Source organism: Sphingomonas rustica (assembly GCF_039652585.1).
Taxonomy (GTDB): domain Bacteria; phylum Pseudomonadota; class Alphaproteobacteria; order Sphingomonadales; family Sphingomonadaceae; genus Sphingomonas; species Sphingomonas rustica.
In genome coordinates this window covers 292,128-318,415 of record NZ_JBDIZK010000002.1, presented here as the reverse complement: position 1 = coordinate 318,415, position 26,288 = coordinate 292,128, and the positions used below count along the sequence as shown (strand labels likewise).

Annotated in this window: 21 protein-coding genes; 12 read left to right on the top strand and 9 right to left on the bottom strand. The window is 67.0% G+C overall.

The window, feature by feature from the left end:
- Nucleotides 1-175 precede the first annotated feature (175 nt).
- Nucleotides 176-4,399: an autotransporter domain-containing protein gene (locus TPR58_RS04420; protein ID WP_346245406.1), complete on the top strand. Its 4,224-nt coding sequence runs from the start codon at nucleotides 176-178 to the stop codon at nucleotides 4,397-4,399.
- Between the two features lie 93 nt (nucleotides 4,400-4,492).
- Here TPR58_RS04420 and TPR58_RS04415 read toward each other — a convergent pair whose 3' ends face one another.
- From TPR58_RS04415 to TPR58_RS04390, 6 genes are all read right to left on the bottom strand, one after another.
- Nucleotides 4,493-5,752 (bottom strand): YihY/virulence factor BrkB family protein, encoded by a 1,260-nt coding sequence (locus TPR58_RS04415; protein WP_346245405.1) that lies wholly within the window; start codon nucleotides 5,750-5,752, stop codon nucleotides 4,493-4,495.
- Nucleotides 5,753-5,815: 63 nt separating this feature from the next.
- Nucleotides 5,816-8,926 (bottom strand): TRCF domain-containing protein, encoded by a 3,111-nt coding sequence (locus tag TPR58_RS04410; RefSeq protein ID WP_346245404.1) that lies wholly within the window; start codon nucleotides 8,924-8,926, stop codon nucleotides 5,816-5,818.
- A complete protein-coding gene (locus TPR58_RS04405; protein WP_346245403.1) occupies nucleotides 8,923-9,477 on the bottom strand; it encodes a PRC-barrel domain-containing protein in 555 nt (184 codons plus the stop codon). Before TPR58_RS04405 ends, TPR58_RS04410 begins: the two co-directional genes overlap by 4 nt.
- A 147-nt stretch (nucleotides 9,478-9,624) precedes the next feature.
- Entirely contained in the window at nucleotides 9,625-10,404 is a 780-nt protein-coding gene (locus tag TPR58_RS04400) for a transglutaminase-like domain-containing protein (RefSeq protein WP_346245402.1), read from the bottom strand.
- 181 nt (nucleotides 10,405-10,585) lie between these two features.
- A complete protein-coding gene (locus tag TPR58_RS04395; protein WP_346245401.1) occupies nucleotides 10,586-12,241 on the bottom strand; it encodes a DUF885 family protein in 1,656 nt (551 codons plus the stop codon).
- 48 nt (nucleotides 12,242-12,289) lie between these two features.
- Complete coding sequence (locus tag TPR58_RS04390) at nucleotides 12,290-13,459, bottom strand: pyridoxal phosphate-dependent aminotransferase (RefSeq protein WP_346245400.1); 1,170 nt, start codon at nucleotides 13,457-13,459, stop codon at nucleotides 12,290-12,292.
- Between the two features lie 141 nt (nucleotides 13,460-13,600).
- On the opposite strand from TPR58_RS04390, the gene TPR58_RS04385 reads away from it, so the two are divergent.
- From TPR58_RS04385 to TPR58_RS04350, 8 genes are all read left to right on the top strand, one after another.
- Entirely contained in the window at nucleotides 13,601-15,904 is a 2,304-nt protein-coding gene (locus TPR58_RS04385; protein WP_346245399.1) for a bifunctional salicylyl-CoA 5-hydroxylase/oxidoreductase, read from the top strand.
- 3 nt (nucleotides 15,905-15,907) lie between these two features.
- On the top strand, nucleotides 15,908-16,669 hold the full coding sequence (locus TPR58_RS04380; RefSeq protein WP_346245398.1) for an SDR family NAD(P)-dependent oxidoreductase: 762 nt from the start codon (nucleotides 15,908-15,910) through the stop codon (nucleotides 16,667-16,669).
- Entirely contained in the window at nucleotides 16,666-17,160 is a 495-nt protein-coding gene (locus TPR58_RS04375) for a MarR family winged helix-turn-helix transcriptional regulator (RefSeq protein ID WP_346245397.1), read from the top strand. Before TPR58_RS04380 ends, TPR58_RS04375 begins: the two co-directional genes overlap by 4 nt.
- 2 nt (nucleotides 17,161-17,162) lie before the next feature.
- Nucleotides 17,163-17,972 (top strand): enoyl-CoA hydratase family protein, encoded by an 810-nt coding sequence (locus TPR58_RS04370; protein ID WP_346245396.1) that lies wholly within the window; start codon nucleotides 17,163-17,165, stop codon nucleotides 17,970-17,972.
- Nucleotides 17,972-19,138, top strand: coding sequence for an acyl-CoA dehydrogenase family protein (locus tag TPR58_RS04365; RefSeq protein WP_346245395.1), 1,167 nt, complete (start codon nucleotides 17,972-17,974; stop codon nucleotides 19,136-19,138). The genes TPR58_RS04370 and TPR58_RS04365 overlap by 1 nt, the downstream gene beginning before the upstream one ends.
- On the top strand, nucleotides 19,138-19,542 hold the full coding sequence (locus TPR58_RS04360) for an acyl-CoA thioesterase (RefSeq protein WP_346245394.1): 405 nt from the start codon (nucleotides 19,138-19,140) through the stop codon (nucleotides 19,540-19,542). The genes TPR58_RS04365 and TPR58_RS04360 overlap by 1 nt, the downstream gene beginning before the upstream one ends.
- Nucleotides 19,539-19,943 (top strand): RidA family protein, encoded by a 405-nt coding sequence (locus TPR58_RS04355; protein ID WP_346245393.1) that lies wholly within the window; start codon nucleotides 19,539-19,541, stop codon nucleotides 19,941-19,943. The genes TPR58_RS04360 and TPR58_RS04355 overlap by 4 nt, the downstream gene beginning before the upstream one ends.
- Before the next feature lie 75 nt (nucleotides 19,944-20,018).
- On the top strand, nucleotides 20,019-21,194 hold the full coding sequence (locus TPR58_RS04350; protein WP_346245392.1) for an acyl-CoA dehydrogenase: 1,176 nt from the start codon (nucleotides 20,019-20,021) through the stop codon (nucleotides 21,192-21,194).
- A gap of 97 nt (nucleotides 21,195-21,291) precedes the next feature.
- On the opposite strand, the gene TPR58_RS04345 is transcribed toward TPR58_RS04350, so the two are convergent.
- The 3 genes from TPR58_RS04345 to TPR58_RS04335 are packed head-to-tail and all read right to left on the bottom strand — an operon-like array spanning nucleotide 21,292 to nucleotide 23,962.
- A complete protein-coding gene (locus tag TPR58_RS04345; RefSeq protein ID WP_346245391.1) occupies nucleotides 21,292-22,215 on the bottom strand; it encodes a tetratricopeptide repeat protein in 924 nt (307 codons plus the stop codon).
- Between the two features lie 5 nt (nucleotides 22,216-22,220).
- Nucleotides 22,221-22,598, bottom strand: coding sequence for a hypothetical protein (locus tag TPR58_RS04340; RefSeq protein WP_346245390.1), 378 nt, complete (start codon nucleotides 22,596-22,598; stop codon nucleotides 22,221-22,223).
- 20 nt (nucleotides 22,599-22,618) lie between these two features.
- Nucleotides 22,619-23,962, bottom strand: coding sequence for an ATP-binding protein (locus TPR58_RS04335; RefSeq protein WP_346245389.1), 1,344 nt, complete (start codon nucleotides 23,960-23,962; stop codon nucleotides 22,619-22,621).
- 295 nt (nucleotides 23,963-24,257) lie between these two features.
- Here TPR58_RS04335 and TPR58_RS04330 point away from each other — a divergent pair, with 295 nt between their 5' ends.
- From TPR58_RS04330 to TPR58_RS04320, 3 genes are all read left to right on the top strand, one after another.
- The gene (locus TPR58_RS04330) at nucleotides 24,258-24,557 is read left to right on the top strand and encodes a hypothetical protein (protein WP_346245388.1); all 300 of its coding nucleotides are present in this window, start codon (nucleotides 24,258-24,260) and stop codon (nucleotides 24,555-24,557) included.
- A gap of 52 nt (nucleotides 24,558-24,609) precedes the next feature.
- Nucleotides 24,610-25,104 (top strand): hypothetical protein, encoded by a 495-nt coding sequence (locus TPR58_RS04325; protein WP_346245387.1) that lies wholly within the window; start codon nucleotides 24,610-24,612, stop codon nucleotides 25,102-25,104.
- A gap of 299 nt (nucleotides 25,105-25,403) precedes the next feature.
- Nucleotides 25,404-26,222: an SEL1-like repeat protein gene (locus TPR58_RS04320; protein ID WP_346245386.1), complete on the top strand. Its 819-nt coding sequence runs from the start codon at nucleotides 25,404-25,406 to the stop codon at nucleotides 26,220-26,222.
- Nucleotides 26,223-26,288 lie beyond the last annotated feature (66 nt).

The following is a 26,288-nucleotide window of genomic DNA, read 5'->3' as shown; positions in this document are numbered from 1 at the left end:
CCAGATGGAAGGTAAATGCAACCCCGTTGCATTTCGGTGCACCGGTCGGAGGCGTCCGCTGCACCTGAGCGCGGCGCCGTTCCGGGCCTAGGGCGCGGCGGTCCGATCCACCGGCACGACATGGCGGGACCTTCGCGGGTGCGGTGCGGTCGGACACCAATCAGGAGGATGCTTCATGACCATCAAATCGAACGGCGCCGCCGCGCCGAATGCCCCGCATTGCACACGGCGCAGCAGGAACATGCGCCTCGCGCTTCTCGCCGGCACGGCCGGGCTGGTTGCCCTCGCCTCCCCGGCGATGGCGCAGTGCGTCGAGGGGCCGCCCGAGACCTTCACCTGCTCCGGCTCGACCGACGTCCCGCAGGTGCTGACCGGGCCCGATCCCGTCGTGGTGACCACGCCGGGTTTCCAGGTGGACACCACCGACAACGGCAACGGGATCGCGCTGCAGGTCACCGGTGACGGTATGGTCAGCTATACCGACCTGCAGGCGTCGGAGCTGAAAGGCGCGGGCGTGGCCTTCGTCTCGACCGGCGACAACGGGCTGAGCGACGGCGGCCTGACCATCTTTTCCGATGGCGCCATCGTCGCATCCGGCACCCAGGCGCTGCGGCTGGAGAACAATGGATCCGGTGCGCTCAATGTCGTCTGGACCGGCACCATCACGAACAGCGGCGGCAATGGCGTAGCTATCGTTACCGATAGCGGTAGCGCCGATGTATCGCTCTCAGTGTCGAACGTCTTTGCAATCGGGGACGCGATCACCATCGACCGGTCCGGCTCCGGGGCACTGAACCTGACAGCAACCGGCACGATTGCGTCGCTGGCCGGCACGGCAGTCGACATCCGTCAATTCACCGTCAGTCCGTCCGACATCGTCGTAAATCTCGCAACGGTGATCGGCGGCACCCAGGGAATCGCTATCTCGAGCAGCGGCACCGGCAGCGTCAGCCTGTCGGTCACCGGGCCGGTCGCGGTCGCAACCGATGGCTCCGGCATCCGGGTCGTGAACGGCACCGACGGTTCAGACGTGACGGTCGACGCCGCCGCCGTCCAAGGCGTGGCGGATGGCATCTATGTCCGCAACGAGGGTCTGGGTAATACGCGCGTTACCACCACCGGTCTCGTGGAGGGAGACACGGATCAGGGAATTTTCGCCCGCAACGGGCAAGCGGCGGCAGGCGATCTGATCGTGACCAGCGCGGAAGTTCGCGGCGCCACGGCGGGGATCGTCGCGGAGCAATCCGGAAGCGGCGACCTGATCGTGAACGCAACCGGGCCGGTGTCCGGCCAAACCGGTACCGGCATCTATGCGGCCACGGGTCTGACGTCCCAGAACTTGATCGTCGGCGCGCAAACGGTCAGCGGCGGGCAAGATGGGATCCTGGCCCACCACCTTGGTCTGGGTGAGACGATCGTAACCTCGGCAGGCCAGGTATCGGGGCTCGGTGGATACGGCATTACTGCCAGCACTGGCAGTCAGGGCACGAACCTCTCGATCCTGTCGACCGACGTCCACGGCCGAGTGTCGGCCATTCGCGCAATCAATGACGGCACCGGCTTCATTCGGGTCGTGTCGAACGGAATTGCGAGTGGTGATGCAGAGACCGGGATCATCGTTGAGGGCGGCGCGCAGACGACATCTGTCAGCGTCGACGCGGCAGCCGTCACCGGCGGCATAGGCGGTATTCGGGTGGCGAACTACGGGACGGGCGCCACCAGCATTTCCGCCTCGGGTCCGGTATCGGGCAATAGCGGTATCGGGATCGACTTCTCCGCCTATGCCGAGACAACCGACCTGTCGATCCGGACGGCCGATGTCAGCGGCACGGTCGGCGTCAGCGGCACCCATCTCGGCACCGGGTCGGTGGAGATCCTCTCGACGGGCATGGTTACCGGTACCGCCGATGACGGCATCGCGATTGGCGTCGGCGGCGGCGCCGATAACATCCTGATCGACGTCGTGAACGTGGCCGGCGCTACAGCTGGCGTGAAAGTCGCCCACAGCGGCAGCGGGTTTATCCGCCTCCGCGCGACAGGGGCGGTGACCGGTGCAACCGAGAACGGCATCGACCTGAATACCGAAGTGAGCACCGGCAGCGTGCGGATCGAGGCAAACACGGTCAGTGGCGGCGAGGACGGCATTTCTGTCACCCATCGCGGCTCCGGCACCCTCGGTGTGCTGGCGACCGGTCCGGTATCGGGCGAGTTAGACGGCATCGACCTCAGCACCGATGCCCTGGGTCAGGGCATCACGGTCCAGGTCGCCGGCGTCACCGGCGGTTCCACCGGCATTCGCACCGCGAACTCGGGCAGCGGGGCGACTCTGATCGAGGCGACCGGGGCGGTGATCGGTGGTGACGGCGTCGGCATCAACGCCGTCAACGCAGCGACCGGGACCGACCTGCGGATCGTCGCGGTCGACGTACGCGGCACCAATGCCGGAATGGTTGCATCGAACAGCGGCACCGGCGGCGTCTCGATCGTTTCCACCGGCACGATCGAGGCGACAGGAGCGGCAGGCACGGGCCTCAGCGCCTTCGCCGGCCCCTCCGCCACCGGCATCGACATCGAGGTGGCTAATGCCCGTGGCGCGGCGGCCGGAATCTCGACCTTCAACAGCGGCGGCGGCGATACGCTCATCCAGGTCGGCGGCCTGGTCCAGGGTGACATCCAGGCGATCCGCGCCGAGACCAGCGGCGGCGGGGACATCAGGATCGTGAACGACGGCACGATCCGCAACAGTTCGGGCGCGGCATTCCGTGCGATCACCGCGAGCGGCGCCAGGATCATCGTCGGCAATATCGGAACGCTGCTGGGCTCGGTCGATCTATCGGGCGCCGAAAGCCTGATGGGAAATGCCGGGACCTGGAACGGCTCGGGCGGCACCAGTCTGTTCTCGGGTGCCAATGACGAACTCGCCAATTTCGTACCGGGCGTTATCCTTGGCGGATCCTCCGGGGCGGTCGCCGAGACGACCAGCTGGTCGGGGCTCGAGCGCTTCACCAATCTGGGCCGAATCGACCTGCGCGACGGCGGCACTGGCGACCGCATCCAGACTTCGGCCACCACCAGCCTCTCGGCCGGATCGGTGCTGGCGGTGGATATCGGAGGGCCCACGGGATCGGACAGCTACCGCACGACGGGATCGCTCGAGATCGAGCCAGGCAGCCTGCTCGTCGTCAACCGGGTGCAACCGCTGACGCTATATGGGAAGCACGTTGTGGTCGAGGCAACGGGCGGGCTCACCGGCACGTTCGACTTCGCGGACCAGTTCCTCACCGCATTTGCCGGGCTGCGCGACGGCTATGACGCGACAACCGCCTTCGTCGAATTCGCTCAGTTGCGCGATCTGGCGGAGGCCGGCCTGACGCCGAACCAGAAGCAAGCCGCCGCAGGTGCAGACAGCCTCGACGACGGCAATCCGGTGAAGGACGCGCTCCTGTTGCTGCCGACCGACGCCGCAGCTCAGGCTGCGTTCGACCAGCTTTCGGGGGAAATCCACCCCGCCGTCCGGACGGTCCTGTCGGAAGACAGCCGCCTGCCGCGCAACGCGGTGCTCGCCCGGCTCAGCGATGACAAGCCAGGCGGCGCGATATGGGGCCAGGCATTCGGCAACTGGGGCACCAGCGACGGCGACCGGAATGCTGCCGAGGTCGGACGCGACACGACCGGTTTCCTGATCGGGGCCGACATCGCGGCGGGCGATAACGTCACGCTCGGTCTGGCAGGCGGATATCTCGATACGGATCTCACGCTCCGCGCGCGCGACAGCAGCGGATCGGCGAAAACCGTCCACGGCCTCGCCTATGTCGGCGCCCGCTTCGGCGGCTTCCGGATCAAGGGCGGCGCCGGCTATGCCCGCGCCGATATCGACACCCGCCGCGTCGTTTCCTTCGCGGGCTTCGACGACAAGGCGAGCGCCGATTACAACGGGACGCTGCTGCAGGGCTTTGCCGAAATCGGTTATCGCCTGCCGCTCGGCGGCGGTGAGGTCGAACCTTTCACCAGCGTCGCGACGTTGCGGGTCACGACCGAGGCGCTGGCGGAAAGCGGTGGCGCCGCGGCCCTGTCGGCAGCGCGAGCCCGGGAGGACAGCACCGTGTCGACCGTCGGCGTCCGCTTCAGGACCGCATCGGCCGGAGCCTTCTCGATGGGAGGCTCGATCGGATGGCAACACGGCTTCGGCACGCTCGACCCGGTCGGGGTCCATCGCTTCGCGGGGGGCGACCGGTTCACGATCCTGGGCGCCGCCCAGTCGCGCAACGCCGGCATCGCGACCATCGATGCCCGTTTCCGGCTGGCGCCCAACATCTCGGTCGCCGTCAGCTACGACGGCGTGCTCGGAACCGCCGGACAGGACCATGCCGTCAAGGGAGGGCTCCGGATCGCTTTCTAGGCGCATCCTCGGGATGGCCGGGTCTCACTCCTGAACCCGGCCGGCCTTCGGGCGACCCTCATCCGGTCGCCCGAAGGTTCTTCCGCAAGACGATCAGGCCCGCCTCTCCCGGCCCAGCCACGCCAGCGCGCCCGCGCCAGTCAGGAGCAACAGCCCTGCAATCGCCCGGTTGGGCTTGCCCAGCATGACGAGCCCGCTCGTCGCCAGCAGCGTCGGAACCCTGCCGGGACCCCCGATCCCGACGATGCGCCCGATCCGCGCCGATGCCCGCCCGGCGGCGTAACTGCCCGTCAGCGAGGGCGCTCGCGATACATCCGGCATTGCCCGCTCGCCCCTGTCATCCGGTTGCGGATCGGTCGCAGCCGCGTTCGGTCCCGGACCCGGCCTGGGTTCCGGCTGCGACCCGCTCGCGACCGTATCGGCGGCGAAGGCGCCGCGCGCGCCCATCGGCTGCTCGGCGCCGCGCGTCGTGTCGCGCACGGTCTGGCGCTCCAGCTCGCAATTGAACTCGGCACCGAGCAGCAGGACATAGGCCGACAGGTACAGCCAGGTGAGCAGCACGATCGCCGCGCCCAGCGAGCCATAGGTCACATCGTAATTGCCGAAGTTCGCGACATAGGCGCCGAACCCCAGCGTCATGATCATCCAGGATAGCGATGCGATCACCGATCCCGGGGTCAGCCACCGCCATTTGGCCTCGTGGCGGTCGGGCGCATAGCGATAGAGGGTCGCTGCCGCCGCCGCCCCGATCCCGGCCATCGCCACATAGGACATCAGCTTGCCGAGCACGATCAGCGCGGCCGGCGCGCCGGGAAACAGCCTGTGCAGGCCGGCCATCGCCGCGATCGACAGGATCGCGATGAGGGCAAGCACTGCGGCTCCGATCGTGATCGCCAGTGCCGCCAGGTTCAGTTTGACGAAGCCGCGCGTCTCGTCCTCGTCATAGGCGATGTTCAGCGCGGTGATAATCGCGGAGGCGCCCTTCATGGCACCGTACAGCGCGATGGCGATCGCGATGACCAGCCCCAGCCCCTTCTTGCCGTCGGACGTCGTCACGATGTTCGCCAGCTGCTCCCCGATCAGGCGCGCCGCGTCGGCAGGCATCATCGACGTCAGCGCTTCCATATTCTCGACGACCGTGACCGGCGTCGCGATGATGCCATAGCTCAGCACCACTGCGCCCAGCATCGGCACCATCGCCAGCACCGCGCAGAACGCGACGCCCGATGCGATCAGCCCGAGATTGTCTTGCCCGGATTCGCGCCAGGCGCGCAGGGCGATGTCCTTCCAACCGGCCAGCGGGATCGCCCAGGGGGTGACCGCCTCGCGTCCATGTTCCTGTAATATCGTCATTCCTGTCCCCTGTCGGACTGACGAACCAGCCGGGAACCACTCCGTTCCGCGCGCCCCCGGCGATCAGGCGGCCAGCGTCTCCAGCAGATGCTGCACCGTCTCCACCTGCCGATCCTCGTCGACCGCCTCCAGCAGCAGCCACCGCCCGTTGCGGCGCACCAGGCCGAGCGCGTCGGTCGCCCCGGCGAAGTCCGCGCGCGGGGTCAGCGCGATCGCCGAAGGACCCGCATCGACCCGTGCGACATTGGCATGCTGCGCCGCCACGCGCAGGCGGACATGCGCGATCAGCGTCGCCGCGCCCTCGGGCAAGGGACCGAACCGGTCGATCAGTTCTTCCTCGAACGCGTCGATCTCCGCCTCGCTCGCCAGCCGGGCGACACGGGCATACAGGGTCAGCCGCATGTCGGCCTCGGGAATCCAGCTCTCCGGCAGGGTTCCGGCACCGCCGAGATTCAGCTCCGGGGTCCAGCGCTCGCTCGTGTCCCCCCGCGCCCTGCGCAGCGCCGCGCCCAGCAGATGCTGGTACAGTTCCACGCCGATCAGCTTCATATGTCCCGCCTGGGTATCGCCCAGCAGGTCGCCGCCGCCGCGAATGTCCAGGTCGCGCGCGCTGATCTCGAACCCCGCGCCCAGTCGGTCGAACGCCGCCAGCGTCCGCAGTCGCTTCAACGTGCGCTCCGCGATTGCATCCTCCTCGCGGGTCAGCAGGATGACCTGTCCCCGCCTGTTCCCGCGGCCGACCCGTCCGCGCAGCTGATGCAGCTGCGCCAGGCCGAAACGGTCGGCCCGCCATACGATCATGGTGTTCGCGCGCGGGACGTCCAGGCCCGCCTCGATGATGTTGGTGGCCAGCAGGACATCCCCCTCGCCTTCGGCAAAGCCCACCATCGCCGCGTCGATCTCGGCGGCGGGCATCTTGCCGTGCGCCTCGATGATCGTCAGGTCGGGCACTGCCCGCCGCAGATGCGCGGCGATGCCGGCCATGTCCTCGATCCGCGGAACGACGACGAAGCTCTGTCCCTTGCGTCCCTTCTCGCGAAGCAGCGCGATACGGACGCGCGTATCGTCGTAACGGTCCAGGCTCGTACGGATCGGCTGACGCCGCGCCGGCGGCGTGGCGATGATCGAGATCTGCTGCAGCCCCACCAGCGCCGTCTGCAGCGTCCTCGGGATCGGCGTCGCGCTCAGCGTGAGCAGATGGATGTCGCCCGCGCCGCGCAGCTTCGCCTTGTCCGCCGCACCGAAACGCTGCTCCTCGTCCACGACGACCAGTCCAAGCCTGGCATAGCTCACGCCCTTCGCCATCACCGCGCCGGTACCGATCACGATGTCGATGCTGCCATCGGCAAGGCCGGCCTTGACCGCCTTCTTCTCCGCCGCGCTCGACAGGCGCGACAAGCTGGCGACCTTCAGCCCCGACGCCGCGAACCGTCGCTGGAAGCTGGTCAGGTGCTGGCGGACCAGCACCGTCGTCGGCGCTGCCATCACCACCTGATATCCCGCAAGCGCGACCAGCGCCGCCGCGCGCAGCGCGACTTCGGTCTTGCCATAGCCGACATCGCCGATCACCAGCCGGTCCATCGGCTTCCCGCTGGCCAGGTCGGTCCGCACCGCGGCAATGGCGCGCGATTGATCGGCGGTCTCGTTGAAGGGGAAGCCACCGGCGAACCGCTCATAGGCTGCAGCGTCAGGCGCGATCACGGGCGCCTCCAGCTTCTCGCGCGCCGCGGCGATCGCCGCCAGTCCCGCCGCGCTTTCCTCGATCGCGTGCTGGATGTCGGCCCGGCGCTTCGTCCAGCTCGACCCGTCGAGCTTGTCCAGGGTGACCGCCCCGGCGTCGGCGCCGTAGCGCCACAGCCGGTCGCACTCGTCGACCGGGACCAGGCGCCGCGCGCCGCCTGCATATTCCAGCGCAATCATCTCGCCATCGGGATTGGAGGGATCGGGCTCCAGCCCCATGATGGCGCCGACACCATGGTCCTCATGCACGACGACGTCGCCGATACGCACCTCCCCGCCGCGCAACCAGACATCCGCGTGCGACGGCGGCGCATCGCCGGTCGACGCACGGCTGCCGAGCAGGTCCGCTGCCGCGATCAGGACGATGCCGTCATCGACGAACCCGGTGCTCACCGGAAGCTCGATCCGCCCGGCGGCACCGGGCTCCAGTCGCTCGACATCGCGCCACGCGTCGAGGTCGCTCACCTCGATCCCCAGCCGCCTGGCGATCCGGCCTCGCAGGAAGCGCAGGTCGCGCTCATGCCCCGCAAGGACGAGGGCCCGGCTCGCCAGCAGCGGCCGGACGAACCGGTCCATGGCCGCCATCGGCGATCGCGCCTGCGCGAAATGCGGAACCGCCTCCTGCGGCGCCGCTATCGTCACGATCTGCCACGCGTCCAGGGCGGCGGTCCACGCCCCCTCATCAACGGCGTCGAATGCTGCCGCCTTGCCCCGCGCCGCATCGTCGGCAAGCTCCAGAAAACGCCGCCGACGCTTGTCCGCGCGTTCGGAGAGAAAGAGGCCGGCCGGCTTCATGTGCGCCAGGATCGAGTCGCTGTCCTCGACATGCGGCTCGGACGCGCGGCCGATTTCCAGCGACTCGATGACCTCGACGCTGCGCTGGCTCACGGGGTCATAGCTGCGGATCGCCTCGATCCTGCCATCGGCGATGTCGATGCGCGCCGGCATGCCGGCATCGGCGGGGTACAGGTCGATCACCTCGCCCCGCACCGCCATTTCGCCGGGCTCGTCCACCCGGTCGTCGGCGACATAGCCCAGTTCCAGCAACAGCTCGGGAAATCGCTCGACATCGATCGCGTCGCCGACGCGCAGCAACGGGGGCGCAAGGTCGAAGGCGGACGGCGGCGGATATCGCCGCGCCGCCGCCTCTCCGCTCATGACACAGGCAAGATGCGGTCGCTTGCCCTTCTGCTGCGCCAGCCGCAGCGTCCGGAGCGCCGCGACCCGCGTTCCGATATTGGCCGGCGACGCCGGAGCGACGTCCCCGGGCAGGGTGTCGCTGGACGGGATGAAGATGACCTGTGCGTCCGGGACCATCGCCCTGAGCGCGGCGGCGAGCGCCTGCGCATGCTGGTCGTCGTCCGCCAGACAGAGCATGTCCCGTTTCGCCAGGCGCCGTGCGATGCGGCTGGCGATCCATGCAAGTCCGCTCATGCTGCCCGACCTTCCGCCTGCTCGGCCCGTGCCGGCCAGTCGCCTGATTCCAGCACCGCCATCGCGTCGAACTCCCGCCTGGTCATCTGCAGGGACAGCTGGTCGCAGCCGAAGTCGATCCGGTCGCGCGGCACCGCGCGCAACTGCTCCTCGATCCCCCCGATCCCGCCCGAGGCGATGACGACATAGCTGATGCTGCCGGTCTCGCACTCGATCAGCGACTCGACGCCCTTGCCGATCACCTCGCCGGACGTGTCGGCGACCGGCTTTCCGGCAATCCCGGTGGCGGTGAACAGCGTCGGGGATGCGGATCGGCGGCTGGCATGGGTCGCGGACTTCCCGCCATCCTCATAGACGCTCTGCCGCCCAAGCCACCGCCAGATCCCCACCAGGTTCACCACCGTCAGGAATGCGTTGCTGGCGACCAGATTGGTCTGGCCCGAGGTCAGCCCGACGATCGACCAGCAGATCGATCCCGCGGTGAAGACGACGAAGCCCCACCCGGTTACCCGGGCGCCGAGATTGGCTGCGGTCATCATGGCGGCGATCATCGTCGCGATCGGCGCGACCCACCCTGCTATCGTTTCCAGCCTCAGGCCCTCCCGAAACACCTCCGGACCGGAGATGCGAGCCGGGCTAACGGCATGAGAAGGCAAGGGTTCCGCCCGCGCGCAGCGATTGCGCCGAGGCGCGATCCGTCAGTCCGCCTGCGTCACCTCGACCGACTGCGCGTTGAACGAGGCGAAGCCATAGGAGGTCATGAACGACACGTCGGCGGCGTCGCGGCCGACGCCGATCTTCGCCATCGCCGATTCATGCGCCATCCCCGTCGCGTCGACCAGATGCCACTCGCCGCCCAGAAAGACCTCGGCGACCGCGTGGAAATCGGGCGGATCGACGCCGAGCGCATAGACGCTGGCGATCCGCGCCGGAATGCCCGAGGCGCGGGCAAGCGTGATCATCACATGCGCATAGTCGCGGCAGATGCCCTGCCGCCGCACGAACGTGTCGAGCGCGGTGGTCTCGGAATTGCTGACCCCAGGCACATAGGTGAAGCTGCGCTGGATCCAGTCGCGCATCTCGATGATGCGGCGTCCCCCATAATATTGGCCGAACTCGGCCTCGACGAACGTCTGGAACTCGTCCGACGGGCAATAGCGCGATCCCATCAGATACTGGATCGTCTCGCCCGGCAGGTGCCTGAATTCGATCTGCGGCAGCTGCCCGCAATCGGCGACCTTGCGCTGGATCGCGACCGTGGCGGTGTAGTTCACCGTCATCCGCCCCTCGGCGCGGATCCAGATCCGTTCGCCGATGCCGTCCTGCGCCACCACGCGGGCGAAATGGTCGCTCGGCAGCACCTTGATATGCGCGGTCTCGACGAACTGTTCGGGAATCTGCGCTGCCTCGACCTGGAGCAGCACGTCGGTGGGCCGCTCGAACGAATAGTCGAGCATCGATCGGATGGAGAGTTTCATTGCGCCGCAACGTACCAGAAGAGGATCGGTGCCGGGACAAAAAGGTCGGACGAAAATCCGATCGCTGCCGCCCCTGCTCGCCTGGCCCCGGCGCCATCGAAAAAAGCGCGCGGCGGGCGGTTAGACCCGTCGCGCGCAGTTCATCCGGGCCGCTTGAGCGCGGCCCTCAGGCCTCGGCAAGTCAGTTGCGCATGGTGCGGATCTCGTCGTCCCTGCCGGTCATTTCCCAGCGGATCAGCGAGATGGGGATCGATCCCGCCGCGCGAAAACGGTCGTGGAAGGACTTGATATCGAAGCGGTCGCCCTCGGCCATCGCGACATCGGCGAGCAGCTTCTCCAGCTCGACCTTGCCCATATAATAGCCAATGCCATAGCCCGGCTGGCGCAGGTACAGCTCGATATCGAACTGCGCGACCGCGTCGCCCGGCTTCATCCATTTCGGCGTCCGCGCGATCAGCGACGCGTTCGCCTGCGCCCAGGTCCACTCGTTCGCCTGCATCTTCAGCTCGGGCAGCACCCGCGCCGCGCGCTTCGCCCCCAGGATATAGTCGATCTCGCGGGTCTTGGGCTTGTCCTCCAGCATCCCGGCCTGGATCAGGAATTCCTCCAGATAAAAGGCCCAGCCCTCGTTGCGCAGGCCGTTGACGAAGAACAGCCGCTGTCCGCCGCGGATCTGCCGCGTGTCGCGCGCAGCCTGGAGCGAATCGAAGGCGTGTCCGGGCAGGTTGTGCGCGCGCAGCGGACGCCCGTCGCGGAACTCGGCCTGGAAGAAGAAGTGCAGGTTCAGCGGCGGATCGAACAGCCCCGGCTTCGACGGGTCCTTCTCGAACGGGAAAACATAGGGCCCCTCCTCCGGATCATGCTTCACATAATCTGGGATCGTCACCCAGTCGCCGTCGCGCAGGAAGCGCAGCAGGTCCTCGTCCTCGACTTTGCGCTTCGCGTCGAACTCGGCGCGCGTCTGCACCGGCTCGGGCATGGCGATGCCGCGGTTGCGATGCTCCTCGATCTTCAGGAACGCGACCTGACGCTGATATTCGCGCTCGCCGATCACCCCGACCTCGTCGGGCGTGTAGGGCAGCAGCAGCACGTTGCGCAGATACCAGGCGTAATTGTCCTTGCCGACGCCGCCATGCGCCGGAAGCGCCGCCTCGATGCTCTCCAGCCACGCCTTGAACGAGGCGGCGGCGGCCTGGGCGCGCTTCGCCGGCGCGACCAGCGACGGCTGCAGCCTGCCCGCCTGCTCCGCGAGTTCGCCATAGACGTTGATCTCGACCTGCTTCTGCTGGATCGCCAGCCGGGCAAGGTCGCCGCGCGCGTCGGTCAGGTTCACCCGCGCCTGGCGCAGGGCTTCGGGAACCGCATTCAGCCGGGCTGCGAGCGCCGCCGCCTCGGCCTTGCCGATCGGCAGCTTGGGCAGCGCGATCGCGCCATGCATCTTCGGCCCGAAGCCGAGATTGGTCGTGCTGTAGAAGGCCGGGTCGCGTTTCCACGGTTCCATCACCCGGTGCTGGAACTCGGCACCGCGCATCTCGGCCAGCACGACCATGTAATCGACCCGCTGCGCGATCGGCCAGCCGCTGTCGTCGATCGCCTTCAGCCGTGCCTGGAACCGCTGCAGCTCGGCATAATGCCGCGCCATCGCCGCGGGCGAATAGTCGGGCACGCCCTTGACCATCGCCGGCGGGACGAAGGCGCGGAACTCCTTGTAGAGCGTGACCAGCGCGTCATAGCCGGACGGTGCGGGCGCAACCGTCTGCGCGAATGCCGGTGCCGACGCGAACGGAAGAAGCGGCCCCGTCAACAGTGCGGCGGCAAGGCGTAGCATCCTGGTCATGGCCATATTCTCCCTCTCGTTCCCGTCAGTCGTTCGCCGCGTTCGCCGTCACAGCGCGTTGAAGAACCGGCCCAGCCGCTCCATCGCCTCGACGATCCGCGCCTCGGACTCCGATCCGAAGCACACGCGCAGATGCCCCTCGCCGCCCGGGCCATAGAAGCTGCCCGATTCCACGACGACATTCGCCTCGTGCAGGATCGCGGTCGCCAGTTCCTGCGATCCGCGCCCGGTGCCGCTGATGTCGGGAAAGGCGTAGATCGTGCCCTCGGGCGAGGCGCAGGTCACGCCCGGCATCTGGTTGAGCGCCTGCACGACGATGTCGCGCTTGCGCCGATCGGCCTCGACCATCGCCAGCATGTCGTCCTGCGGCCCTTCGACCGCGGCGCGCGCGCCTTCCTGGATGAACACGTTGACATGCGTCACGTCGGTCATGGTGATGCGCAGGATCGCCGGCATCAGCGCCGCATCCGCGGTCAGATAGCCGATCCGCCATCCGTCCATCGAATAAGCCTTGGTAAAGGCGAAACAGGTGATCGTCCGCTCGCGCATGCCCGGCAGGCTGGCGATGCTGACATGCTCGGCCTGGCCATAGGTGATATATTCGTACACCTCGTCCGACAGGACCAGCAGGTCGTGTTCGATCGCCAGGTCGGCGACATGCTGGAGTTCCTCGCGGCTGTAGACGCGGCCGGTCGGGTTGGCCGGATTGACCAGCACGATCATCCGCGTGGCCGGCGTGATCTTTGCCGCGATCTTTTCCTTCGAGATCGCGAAGTCGTTCGCCTTGTCCAGCTCGGCGATCACCACCTTGCCGCCGGCCAGCTCGGTCTTGCCGACATGCTGCGGGTAATAGGGATCGAGCAGGATCACCTCGTCGTCCGGATCGATCGCCGCCATGAACGCCGCGAACGACGCATGCGTCAGCCCGTTGCACACCAGCACCTCGTCGACGCCGTAATCGAGCTTGTTGAACCGGCCCAGCTTCTCGATCAGCGCCTGGCGAAACGACAATGTCCCCCGGAAATCGCCATAATGGACGATGCCGGCATCCAGCGCCGCCTTGGCCGCTTCCTTGATGTGCGCCGGCGTATCCGAATGCGGCCGCCCGAACTCGAGATGGATCAGGTCGACGCCCTGAGCCTCGAGCTTCGATGCAGCTTCGTACATGCCGAAGCTCTTCTTCGATCCCGCCTTCAGGCGCTGTGCCGGCCACTTCATCCCAGATCCTCCGGTGATTCCCATACCCGTGAATAATTGCGTGATATATGATATTTCAAGCTTGAAATTTCAGGTTTGAAGCTTTTTACTGTGCGAACTATGATGCACCCGAGTCCGGTGCCAGCGACGGAGTTGTCGGCAGTGAAGATCGCATGCGTGGGCGGCGGGCCGGCGGGCCTGTATTTCGCCATCTCGATGAAGGTGCGGAACCCCAGGCACCAGGTCGACGTGTTCGAGCGCAACCGCGCCGACGACACGTTCGGCTGGGGCGTCGTCTTCTCCGACCAGACGGTCGAGAATCTGATGGCGAACGACCCGGTCAGCGGCGAGACGATCCGCGGCGAATTCGCCCATTGGGACGATATCGACGTGTCGATCCATGGCGAGACGATCCGCTCGTCCGGCCACGGCTTCATCGGCATCGGCCGCAAGCGGCTGCTGGCGATCCTCCAGCAGCGCGCCCGCGACCTCGGCGTCGGCCTGCATTTCCAGCACGAGGCGAGCGCCGACCCGTCCGACTGGGTCGACTACGACCTCGTCATCGCCGCCGACGGCGCCAACAGCCGCATCCGCAACGCGCACGAGGCGCAGTTCGACGTCGACATCCAGGTCCGCCGCAACAAGTTCTTCTGGTTCGGCACGACCCGTGTCTTCGACGCCTTCACCTTCGCCTTCGAACGGACCGAGGCGGGCTGGGTCTGGGCACATGCCTATCGCTTCGACGACAATCTCTCGACCTTCATCGTCGAGATGGATCCCGACACCTGGGCGGGCCTCGGCCTCGACGCGATGGACCAGCCCGAGGCGATCGCGCTGTGCGAGCGGATCTTCGCGAAGCAGCTGGACGGCCATGCGCTGAAATCCAACGCGACCCATCTGCCCGGCCCCCAGGCCTGGCTCAACTTCCGCCGCATCGTCACCGGCCGCTGGTCCTACGACAAGTTCGTCCTGCTCGGCGACGCCGCGCACACCGCGCATTTCTCGATCGGATCGGGCACCAAGCTGGCGCTGGAGGATGCGATCAAGCTCGCCGAAGTACTGAACCGTCCCGGCCTGGACCGTGCCCAGGCGCTGGAGGAGTATCAGGCCGAGCGCAACGTCGAGGTGCTCAAGCTCCAGAACAGCGCCCGCAATTCGACCGAATGGTTCGAGACGCTCGACCGCTACCTGCCCTTCGCCCCGATCCAGTTCGCCTATTCGCTGCTCACCCGGTCACAGCGGGTCAGCCACGAGAATCTGCGCCTGCGCGATCGCGAGTGGCTGGAAGGCGTCGAGCGCTGGTTCCAGGCGCAGGCGACCGGCGCCGAGCCGCGCGCCGCCGTCCCGCCGATCTTCGCCCCCTATCGCCTGCGCGACATGACGCTGGAGAACCGCATCGTCGTCTCGCCCATGGCGATGTACAGCGCGACCGACGGAACGCCCGACGACTTTCACCTGGTCCATTACGGCGCGCGGGCGCAGGGCGGCGCGGGACTGGTCTATACCGAGATGACCTGCGTCTCGCCCGACGCGCGGATCACCCCCGGCTGCCCCGGCATGTACGCGCCCGACCATGTCGCGGGATGGCGCCGAATCACCGATTTCGTCCACGCCCACACGCCCGCGCGCATCTGCCTCCAGCTCGGCCATTCGGGGCCCAAGGGCTCGACCCGGATCGGCTGGGAGGGAATGGACCAGCCGCTGGAGAGCGGCAACTGGCCGCTGATCGCCGCATCCGACGTGCCGTGGAGCGCCGGCAACCAAGTGCCCCGCCCGATGACGCGCGACGACATGGACGCGGTCCGCGACCAGTTCGTCGCCGCCACCCGCATGGCGATCGACGCGGGCTTCGACATGGTCGAGCTCCACGCCGCGCACGGCTATCTCCTGTCCAGCTTCATCACCCCGCTTCAGAACAAGCGGACCGACGCCTATGGCGGCAGCCTGGAGAACCGCCTGCGCTTCCCGCTCGAGGTGTTCGCGGCGATGCGCGCCGCGTGGCCCGCCGAACGGCCGATGTCGGTGCGCATCTCCGCCACCGACTGGATGGGCGACCAGGGCGTCACCCCCGACGAGGCGGTCGAGATCGCCCGCGCCTTCCACGACGCCGGTGCCGACCTGATCGACGTGTCCGCCGGCCAGACCTGGGCCGACTGCACGCCGGTCTATGGCCGCATGTTCCAGACCCCCTTCGCCGACCAGATCCGCAACGAGGCGCGCGTGTCGACCATGGCGGTCGGCAACATCTTCGAGACGGACCACGCCAATTCGATCCTTGCGGCCGGCCGCGCGGATCTGGTCGCGATCGGCCGCCCGCACATGATCGACCCGATGTGGACGCTGCGCGCCGCCGCCCAGCACGACTATCGCGGCATCAAGGTGCCGCCCAATTACCTGAACGGCATGAGCCAGCTCGCCCGCAACCTGAAACGCGCGGCCGAGCAGGACGCGGCGCCGAGGAGCTGATCGATGCGGCTTGAGAACATCCATGCGGTCGTCACCGGCGGCGGATCGGGCATCGGCGCCGCCATCGCCCGCGCACTGGCTACGGAGGGCGCGCGGCTGACGCTGATCGGCCGCCGCCGCGATCCGCTCGAAGCGGTCGCTGCGACGCTGCCGCAGGCGATTGCCGTCACCGCGGATGTCGCTGACCGCGCCTCGGTCGATGCCGCCTTCGCCCAGGCGCGCGCCGTGCACGGCCCCATAGGCATCCTGATCAACAATGCCGGCATCGCTCCCAGCGGCCCCTTCGCGAGGCTGCCCCCCGAGGCATGGAGCCAGACGATGGCGGTCAATCTCGACGCGCTGTTCCACTGCTGCCAGTCGGCGCTGCCCGACCTGCTCGCCGCCCCGGCCGGCCGCATCGTCACCATCGCCTCGACCGCCGGGGTCAAGGGCTATGGCTATGTCGCGCCCTATGTCGCGTCGAAGCACGGCGCGATCGGCCTGATGCGCGCGCTCGCCGCCGAATTCGCCGGCACCGCGCTTACCGCCAATTCGGTCTGCCCCGGCTTCACCGATACCGACATCGTCGCCCGCGCGATCGAGACCATCTCGACCCATACCGGCCGCAGCGGGGACGAGGCGCTCGCCGAACTCACCCGCCACAATCCGCAGAAGCGCCTGATCGAGCCCGAGGAGGTCGCCGCGACCACGCTATGGCTGTGCCTGCCCGCCAGCCGGTCGATTACCGGCCAGGCGATCGCCGTCGCTGGTGGAGAAATCATGTGAGCGAGACCGCCTCCATCCGCGAAAAGCATGACGGCGAACTCGACGACCGCGGCAGCGTCCGCCTCTGGCTGCGCCTGCTCACCTGCACGACGGTGATCGAGAAGCGGATCAAGCGCCGCTTCGCCGATCGCTACGACATTACCCTGCCGCGCTTCGACGTGATGGCGGCGCTCGACCGCCATCCGGAAGGGATGACGATGGGCCAGCTGTCGCAAGCGCTGCTCGTCTCGAACGGCAACGTCACCGGCGTGGTGCAGGTGCTGGTGCGCGACCGCTATGTGAGCCTTGCGCCCTCGCCCACCGATGGCCGCGCCTCGGTCGCGCGCCTCACCCAGCTCGGCCGCGAATGCTTTGCCGGCCTGGCCGAGGCGCATCACGAATGGATCGAGGCGATGCTGGCCGGCCTCGACCGCGACCAGCGCAGCCAGCTCCACGACCTGCTCGGCGCGCTGAAGGATTCGCTTGCGGCCGATGACGGCGGAAAGGAATGACGATGGACCCGACCCGCTTCGCACCGACCCATTTCGGCTGGCACTTCGCCGACGGCGTGGCGACCGTCACGCTCAACCGGCCGGAGCGCAAGAACCCGCTGACCTTCGAAAGCTATGCCGAGCTGCGCGATACCTTCCGCGCGCTGGTCTATGCGACCGAGGTCAAGGCGATCGTCGTCACCGGCGCCGGCGGCAATTTCTCCTCGGGCGGCGACGTGCACGAGATCATCGGCCCGCTGACAGAGATGGCGATGCCGCAACTGCTCGCCTTCACCCGCATGACCGGCGACCTGGTCAAGGCGATGCGCGCCTGCCCCCAGCCGATCGTCGCCGCGATCGACGGCATCTGCGTCGGCGCCGGGGCGATCATGGCAATGGCATCCGACCTGCGCCTCGCCACCCCGGCGGCCAAGACCGCGTTCCTCTTCACCCGCGTCGGCCTCGCCGGCTGCGACATGGGCGCCTGCGCCATCCTGCCGCGCATCATCGGCCAGGGCCGCGCGTCGGAGCTGCTCTACACCGGCCGGATGATGGGTGCGGAGGAAGGCGAGCGCTGGGGCTTCCACAACCGACTGGTTGCGGCCGAGGCGCTGCTCGACGAAGCGACCGCACTCGCCCGCAGCATCGCCGCCGGCCCGACCTTCGCGCATGGCATCACCAAGACCCAGCTCAACACCGAATGGGCCGTCGGCATCGAGACCGCGATCGAGATGGAGGCACAGGCCCAGGCGATCTGCATGGCGACCAACGACTTCCGCCGCGCGTTCGAGGCGTTCGCGGACAAGCGCACCCCCGTGTTCGAGGGCGACTGATGGCCGACCGCAGCTTTCTCGACTGGCCGTTCCTCGATGACGGCCACCGCACCCTCGCCGCCGCGCTCGAGGCGTGGTGCGCCGAGCATCTGTCCGACCATCACGGCAGCGACACCGATGCCGAGTGCCGCCGCCTGGTCCGCGCGCTTGGTGACGGCGGCTGGCTGCGCTACTGCGTTCCCGCTGCCTATGGCGGCGTGCACGACACGCTGGACATCCGCTCGCTCGCGCTGATCCGCGAGACGCTGGCGCGCCACTCCGGCCTCGCCGATTTCGTTTTCGCGATGCAGGGCCTGGGCTCGGGCACGATCAGCCTGTTCGGCACCGAGGATCAGAAGCGCGATTATCTCCCCGCCGTCGCCCGAGGCGACAAGATCGCGGCCTTCGCGCTGACCGAGCCCGGCTCGGGCTCCGACGTCGCGTCGATGGAGACCAGCGCAACCCGCACCGCCACCGGCTGGCAGGTCGACGGTTCCAAGACCTATATCTCGAACGGCGGCATCGCGGACTATTACGTCCTGTTCGCCCGCACCGGCGAAGCCCCCGGCGCAAAGGGCGTCTCCGCCTTCATCGTCGACGCCGACGCCCCCGGACTCGCGGTGACCGAGCGGATCGAGGTGATCGCGCCGCACCCGCTCGCGACGCTCGAATTCACCGCCATGGCGCTGCCCGATACGGCGCTGCTCGGCGAGTCCGGCCGCGGTTTCGCCGCCGCGATGGCGACGCTCGACATCTTCCGCACCACCGTCGGCGCCGCCGCGCTCGGCTTCGCCCGCCGCGCGCTCGACGAGGCAACCGCCCGCGCCCGCACCCGCCGGCTGGGCGACGGCACGCTTGCCGACAATCCGGTGACCCAGTCGAAGCTGGCCGAGATGGTGCTCGACATCGATACCTCGGCTTTGCTGATCTACCGCGCCGGCTGGCTGCGCGACGTGAAGGGCCAGCGCAACACGCGCGAGGCAGCACTCGCCAAGCTCCATGCGACCGACAGTGCGCAACAGGTGATCGACAAGGCGGTCCAGCTCTTCGGTGGCCTCGGCGTCACCGTCGGCGCACCGGTCGAGGCGCTGTACCGCGAGGTTCGCGCGCTGCGCATCTATGAAGGCGCGTCGGAGGTGCAGAAGATCGTCATCGCCCGCCAGCATCTGGCGCAGAGCGCGGGCTGATGTTCACCGTCACCTACCCGCTGCGCTTCGCGCACTGCGATCCCGCGGGCATCGCCTTTTACCCACGCTGCCTGGAACTGTGCGACGCCGCGGTCGAGGACTGGACGCCCGCCATCCTCGGCGACGATCGCAGCGCGATGCATCTCGGCCGCGGGCTGGGCCTGCCGACCGTCAGCCTGTCGGCCGACTTCACCGCGCCCAGCCGCCTCGGCGACCGGCTCGACTTCGCGGTCGCGCTGACCCGCATCGGCCGAAGCTCGATCGACCTCACCGTCACCATCACCTGCGCCGGCGCGCCGCGCTTCGCCGTCCGCCTGACCCAGGTGCTGATCGAACTCAAGACCGGCACGTCCATCTCCTGGCCTGCCGATTACCGCGACCGTCTCGAACTGGAGTGCCCATGACCGTCCATCGCAGCTTGCTCCCGCCCGGCTGGAAGCGGCCCCGCGGCTACGCCAACGGCATCTCCGCCACCGGCCGCATGGTGTTCACTGCCGGCGTGGTCGGCTGGGATGCCGAGGAACGCTTCGCCGCCCCCGATCTGGCGGGCCAGTTCCGCCAGGTCCTGCTCAACACGCTGGCCATCCTGGCGGAGGACGGCGCCGGTCCCGAGCACATCGTCCGCATGACCTGGTACATCACCAGCCGCGACGAATATCTCTCCCGGATCGCCGAGATCGGCGCAGCCTATCGCGAACTGGTCGGCCGCAACTATCCCGCCATGGCCGTCGTCGAAGTCGCCGCGCTGGTCGAGGCCGAAGCCAAGGTCGAGATCGAGACGATCGCGGTGGTGCCCACGACTTAAACCCCGAGCGCAACCGATTCCCCTCCCTTTCAGGGAGGGGAGCCGCTCACCGCAACACCCACCCAAGGACCCGCCATGCACGCTTTCGACTGGGCCGACCCCTTCCTCCTCGACTCACAGCTCGAGGACGAGGAGCGGATGATCCGCGACACCGCCCGCGACTATGCGCAGGATCGCCTCGCCCCGCGCGTGATCGACGCCTACGCCAACGAGACGACCGATCCCGAGATCTTCCGCGAGATGGGCGCGCTCGGCCTGCTTGGTCCTACCGTGCCCGAGGCCTATGGCGGCGTCGGTGCCTCCTATGTCGCCTATGGCCTGGTTGCGCGCGAGGTGGAGCGGATCGACTCCGGCTACCGCTCGATGATGAGCGTCCAGTCGAGCCTGGTCATGTACCCGATCCTCGCCTTCGGGTCCGAGGAACAGAAGCTGCGCTGCCTGCCCAAGCTGGCCAGCGGCGAGTGGATCGGCTGTTTCGGCCTGACCGAGCCCGATGCCGGCTCCGACCCCGGCGGCATGCGCACCCGCGCGACGAAAATCGACGGCGGCTACCGCCTCGACGGCGCCAAGACCTGGATCTCCAATTCGCCCATCGCCGACGTCTTCGTGATCTGGGCCAAGTCGGACGCCCATGACGGCGCGATCCGCGGCTTCGTCGTCGACAAGGGCACGCCCGGCCTCTCCGCGCCGAAGATCGAGAACAAGCTGTCGCTGCGCGCCTCGATCACCGGCATGATCATGATGGACGGCGTCGAGGTCGGCGAGGACGCGCTGCTGCCCGAGGTTCAGGGTCTCAAGGGTCCCTTCTCCTGCCTCAACCGCGCCCGCTACGGCATCAGCTGGGGCGCGCTGGGCGCCGCCGAATTCTGCTTCCACGCCGCGCGCCAATATGGTCTCGACCGCCATCAGTTCGGCCGCCCGCTCGCCGCGACCCAGCTGTTCCAGAAGAAGCTGGCCGACATGGAAACCGAGATCGCACTGGGCCTCCAGGCATCGCTGCGCGTGGGCCGCCTGCTCGACGCCGGCAGCTTCGCGCCCGAGATGATCTCGATCGTGAAGCGCAACAATGTCGGCAAGGCACTCGACATCGCCCGCACCGCCCGCGACATGCACGGCGGCAACGGCATCTCGGGCGACTATCAGGTCATGCGCCACGCGCTGAACCTCGAGACGGTCAACACCTATGAGGGCACGCACGACGTCCACGCCCTGATCCTGGGCCGCGCGATCACCGGCATCGCGGCGTTCTGATCCCGCTTACGGGAGGCGGTCGGCCTGCCGCCTTCCGGAAATCGGCTTGCTGGGAGAAATCGATCTTCGGCCACCGCGTCCGGCGCCGTGCGAGACGTCAGAAGGGACGCAGCCGAACCTTGCGCATTTCCCGCGCCACCTGCCACTCGATAACCTGCCGCGTTGCCATCAAACCCAGGTTCATGACCAGATAGAGCGACATGAACACCCACCGCACGGGGCCGGGCACGCCAAACCAGTACATCGTGGTCAATATCATCAAATAAGCGAGACTGATGACGCACGACAAGAGCCAGCGCTTATTGGCGCTCAAACGCGCGAGCAGGTGCAGGATGAGCCAATAGCCGCCGATCAACGGATTTCGAACCACATTGATCGCGGCGATCAGTGCCAGCGCCTCTTCGCTGGAGGGATCGCTGTTCAACGCCGAGAGTGCCGCGTCCAATGCCTCGCTGCGCTTTCCCTGATCGAGCAGGACATAGCCGACCAGCACCAGGGCCGAGGCATCGTCCGGATCGCGCGCCAGAATCGTACTCGCAATCTGACGGGCCATCTCATGATCGCCTCGGGTCCGCGAGAGTGACCCCAGTTCGAGCAGCGCCCACTCGTTCGAGGGTTCCAACGTCAATGCGGCGCTGATCGCGTGATCGGCCCGGGTCAGGTTGCCATTGATCCGATGCGCGCGCGCTCTCAGCACATGCGCATCGATCAGTTGCGGATTTATTTCGAGAGCGGCATCGAGATGCGCAAAGCCGCGTTTGTCCCGGTTGCGGATGAATTCGATCCGGGCCAGCGTCAGCAATGCCTGGCTCTGTTCGGGATCGAGTTGCAAGGCAGCTTCCGCTTCCGCTTCGGCGCCCCGGATCCGATTCGCCCAGAAAAGCACGCGCGACAGCGATGCATGCGCGTCGGCACTGCCCGGATCCTCCGTAAGAACATCCCGCCAGATTTCGATCGCTGCCTGCAAATTGCCAAGCCGCTCCAGTCTGCGCGCTTCCGCGGCCGCCGATATGAACTCCACCGACGTTACCTTCTCAATATCCGTCGCATCTCGACCGTTGCCTGTTGATCCATCATCACCTTGACCAAGGGCGTCACCGTGAGCACCAGCACCAGATCGTAAGCATATTGGCGCCAGATTCCCGTAAGCATGCCCTGTTCGCGCAATGCGAACACAGCGATCATTCCTGCCAGATGGATGACGAGCGCGAGGACACTGAGGCCGACGTCTCGCCACCGATGGCGCCCGGCCAGGACAAGGCCATTGAGCCCGGGCAGCAGCCAGAAGAACATCGACCAGCTGAACGCGCCCAATATGGTCACCGGCATTAGAAACCAGATCGGAGGGAGCGCGAACCGCGAATAGATCGGATCGCTCGGTTCATCCACGATCCGATACCGCAATGCGCCGCCATGTCCCCGCCTCATTTGGCGTGGCGCTTCAGGAACTCCGCGATCTCGTCATATTGGCCGCCGCTGTTGCCATATCGAGCGAAATTGCGGGCAGTCGTCAGCCATTCGGCCGTCGTCGGCTTCACCTCGGAAAAACTCTCGATCAGATGCCGCTGCCCGATCGGCTGCTCGGTGCCCGCATCGATCGACTCCTCGATCGCCAGGTCCGCCGCGGTGTCGACCAGATTTTCGATGTCGGCTCCGGAGAATCCGGTCGCCCGCGCCGCAACCGCTTCCAGGTCCAGCCCCGCCTGCACCGGACGGCCGGCAAGCTGGAGCTCGAGGATGGCGCGCCTCGCAGTCCGATCGGGCGGCGGCACGAACAGCAACCGGTCGAACCGGCCGGATCGGCGAAAAGCAGCATCCACCGCCCATGGCATATTGGTGGCCGCCAGGATCAGCACGCCCTTGTTCGCTTTTTCGAACCCGTCGAGTTCCGCAAGAAACGTCGACACCAGGCCCATCTCGTGACGCGTCGACTGGCTGCCGCGTTTTCCCGCAAGTGCCTCGATCTCGTCGAAGAACAGAACCGTCGGCGTCTCGCGTCGCGCCTCTTCGAAAATCGCCGCGAGTTTGCGCTCGGGTTCGCCGACATATTTGTCGACGATGTCGGTGGCCGGCACGTTGATGAACCGCGCGCCGCACTCCCCCGCCGTGGCCCGCGCGATCAACGTCTTTCCGCAGCCGGGCGGGCCATACAGCAAGACACCGCCACCGGCCGCCCGGCGGAACCGCGCGAACAACATCGGCTTCTGAAACGGCGCGATGATCCGCCGCGAGATTTGACGCTTCACGTCATCGTGGCCTGCGACATCGTCGAACCCGATGCTGCTTTCGGTCCGCACGAAGCTCAGCCGCGCCTCGATCAGTTCGTCATCCTCGGGTGACTCGCTTTCCCGCCGCCTGGCGTTCAGCGTCACCACATTGGTACTCTCGCCCTTCTCACGCTCGATCATGGCGACAAGGTCGGGCTGCTCCAGCGCCGGATTGGAAGCGACCGCCGCATGATAGCGCGCCATGGCGTCGCCGGCCCGATCGAGGCGAAACAGCGCTGTCACTTCGCTGGCCAATGCGCGATCGACACCTTGCGCAGCCTTCAGCGCCAGCGCCCAGGCACCAGCCTCCAGCGCCAGCGCACCGACCCGTGATCGCTCATCATCGTCCAGCACCGTCAGGTCCAGGTCACGACCCTGGTCGAGCACACGCGCCAGGTCGGATGCGTCGCGACACTGATCGAGCGCGGGCCCCAGAAGCCGCGCGTCTCCGCTCGCCGCAATCGCCGCACACAGACTGTCGAGCACGTTGTTCGAGTTCATTTCGCCCCCCTTGGCGACGCACCATAGCCCGTTTTCAGGCCGCGTCGTCAATGGCGGATCGGGCAAGCCTCGCCATAGGCTTCATTCGCGATCCAAGCACAAAGCGGGCTGATCGGTGGTCCGGCAGTCGTCACGGCAGCGCGCTGTTTTGGCATTGTCCAAATATAGATCGGCTTCACCAAATATTCGCCGGATCAAACGGTTCAACCTGAAGATGGCACGGTTCGATCTACGTCAACTATAATCCAATCCGATTGTTTATTATGTCGAGAACGGGGGTGCTTGGAGGTGCGTCGTGAACTATCTGATCCCCCTCGCACTGGTTGCAGCATTGTTTACGACCCACGCAAATGCCCAGGATGTCGGCCCCGCGCTCGACCCCGGCGCGATGGTCGGATGGACCGGCGGCGAGGCCGCCCGCTACACCAACGAACGCCGCGCCGGCACCAACCGCGCCCGAGCGCGGATGAGCCCGAAAGAAGCCCAGGCCCGCCGCAACTGCGCACGCAAGTGGACGATCCGCAGCCAACTCGGACGCGATCATCCCCAGGTGAAGCGCCTCTTCGCGCTGTGCCGCCAGGCGGGTTATTATTGAGGGTCGGCGCGGGTCGAGGACAATCAGCGGTGGAGGCGTTTCGGATGAGTCGATGACGGACACTCAACTTGCCGATCAGCTCCCGCCCCCGTCGGCGCCTGCCTGGCCGATCGCGTTCGCCGTGACCGCGGGCTATGGCCTGCTGCTATTCGGGATCGACACCGGCCAGCCCCACGAACTGCTCCGCCCAATTCTCGCGCCCCTGACCGCACTGGGCGGTCTTCTCGTCTACTGGTCCTTCCTCTGGCTGATCGCCCGGCGCGATCCTCGCATCTGGCGCGATCCGGTCGGCTTCGCGGAGCGCCTTCGAAGCTGGGCTGAAACAACAGCGCGTCCGGTACCGGATGCCGCAGAGATAGAACGCCTTCGCCTGCGCGCGCAGCATGCTGGCGGCATTGCCCTGGCCCAGCAAGGCGGCTTGATCGCGGGCGTTGGCGCCGGCGTGACGTTTCTCGACCATAGCGGGTTCTTCGCCATCCTGGCATTCGGCGCGACCATGCTGATCGTCGGCCTGGCGCTGCGCCACTGGCTGGTCGGCGAGATATAGATTCCTGAAGTCGGAAACGGCAGCTTCCGGACGGCTGCATATCACCGAAAGCGGTCGGCCCGGTCCTGCGGGTCAGCGCACCGCTCTGGCAAGCGACCCGATCGATGTGACCGCCGCGGTGCTGTCATACATGCCGAGACAGCCGGGCTTCCATCGCCAAAGCGGATCGGCCTGGCCGGACCGTCGGAAATCTCGACGTCGGCCTCTCGATCCTCTAAAACCAAATCCCAAAATATTCTGATCCTATATGATTCCTTCCGGCGCGGTTCGGACGGATGCGCTGCGGGGGATGGGACGTAGTGGGGAAGGCTATTCTGCACAGCCGATTTGTGCGCGCGGCGCTTGCTGCGATCCTTGGCACATGTTTTGTACTGGCTGGGGGATTCGTATCTGCGGAATATGCAGCTATTTCGCTGAAGCCAGGGGCGGCTGCCGCTGATCTGCAGGATCTCGCACGCCGAGCGCAGGGTGGTGACAAGCGCGCGCAGTACGAACTCGGTTTACGATACGACGTGGGCGACGGCATTCCGCGGAGCCCGTCGCGGGCTCGCATTCTGTATACTGCCGCCGCAGCAGACAGCGGCGGAACGCGAATGATGTTGGTGCCCCAGCGCAACGGCTCGGTATCGACGGTGCCGGTCAATTCGGGCGCGCTGGTTCCGGGGCTGCCCGAAGCGAGGGCGGCGCTCGCGGGGCTCGAGGCAGATCCGCGCAAGACCGCACCTTACCAGGAACCGAAAACGCGGTCGCAGTCGGTGACGCAGAAGCAGGCGCACGGCACCTTGGAGTTTATCGACGTATCCAGCCTGTGCGACCAGCATCTCGAAGCCATCCAACGGGTAAGCAATTGGCATATCGCTGAATGCTATTCCAGACAGTATCGATTGACTAAGAAGAACGGTCAGTCCCTGGTCCTGGTTGATCTTTTCCTGGTCACCGATGACAGCGATGCGATCGAAGACGTGCCGATTCCGTTCGGGTTATTCGATCCGCTTATAAATTCGCCGTCTTTCGACGACGACCACGCCCGGGTGCCGGGGGCGGTTTCCTATCTTGAGCTCGTCACGGATTCGGGAATTTACAACATCATCATTTCGTTCAGCGAGGGTGGAAAATAATGCCCACTCTTCATCCGATACCCCGATCCGTTCGCCCAACGCCGCCTCCAAAAGACAGGCTTAAAT

What these genes read in the sequence shown, in the direction of transcription:
- TPR58_RS04420 (WP_346245406.1), top strand. Translation starts at nt 176, where the DNA reads ATGACCATCAAATCGAACGGCGCCGCCGCGCCGAATGCCCCGCATTGC.
- TPR58_RS04415 (WP_346245405.1), bottom strand. Translation starts at nt 5,752, where the DNA reads ATGACGATATTACAGGAACATGGACGCGAGGCGGTCACCCCCTGGGCG.
- TPR58_RS04410 (WP_346245404.1), bottom strand. Translation starts at nt 8,926, where the DNA reads ATGAGCGGACTTGCATGGATCGCCAGCCGCATCGCACGGCGCCTGGCG.
- TPR58_RS04405 (WP_346245403.1), bottom strand. Translation starts at nt 9,477, where the DNA reads ATGATCGCCGCCATGATGACCGCAGCCAATCTCGGCGCCCGGGTAACC.
- TPR58_RS04400 (WP_346245402.1), bottom strand. Translation starts at nt 10,404, where the DNA reads ATGAAACTCTCCATCCGATCGATGCTCGACTATTCGTTCGAGCGGCCC.
- TPR58_RS04395 (WP_346245401.1), bottom strand. Translation starts at nt 12,241, where the DNA reads ATGACCAGGATGCTACGCCTTGCCGCCGCACTGTTGACGGGGCCGCTT.
- TPR58_RS04390 (WP_346245400.1), bottom strand. Translation starts at nt 13,459, where the DNA reads ATGAAGTGGCCGGCACAGCGCCTGAAGGCGGGATCGAAGAAGAGCTTC.
- TPR58_RS04380 (WP_346245398.1), top strand. Translation starts at nt 15,908, where the DNA reads ATGCGGCTTGAGAACATCCATGCGGTCGTCACCGGCGGCGGATCGGGC.
- TPR58_RS04370 (WP_346245396.1), top strand. Translation starts at nt 17,163, where the DNA reads ATGGACCCGACCCGCTTCGCACCGACCCATTTCGGCTGGCACTTCGCC.
- TPR58_RS04365 (WP_346245395.1), top strand. Translation starts at nt 17,972, where the DNA reads ATGGCCGACCGCAGCTTTCTCGACTGGCCGTTCCTCGATGACGGCCAC.
- TPR58_RS04360 (WP_346245394.1), top strand. Translation starts at nt 19,138, where the DNA reads ATGTTCACCGTCACCTACCCGCTGCGCTTCGCGCACTGCGATCCCGCG.
- TPR58_RS04355 (WP_346245393.1), top strand. Translation starts at nt 19,539, where the DNA reads ATGACCGTCCATCGCAGCTTGCTCCCGCCCGGCTGGAAGCGGCCCCGC.
- TPR58_RS04350 (WP_346245392.1), top strand. Translation starts at nt 20,019, where the DNA reads ATGCACGCTTTCGACTGGGCCGACCCCTTCCTCCTCGACTCACAGCTC.
- TPR58_RS04335 (WP_346245389.1), bottom strand. Translation starts at nt 23,962, where the DNA reads ATGAACTCGAACAACGTGCTCGACAGTCTGTGTGCGGCGATTGCGGCG.
- TPR58_RS04325 (WP_346245387.1), top strand. Translation starts at nt 24,610, where the DNA reads ATGACGGACACTCAACTTGCCGATCAGCTCCCGCCCCCGTCGGCGCCT.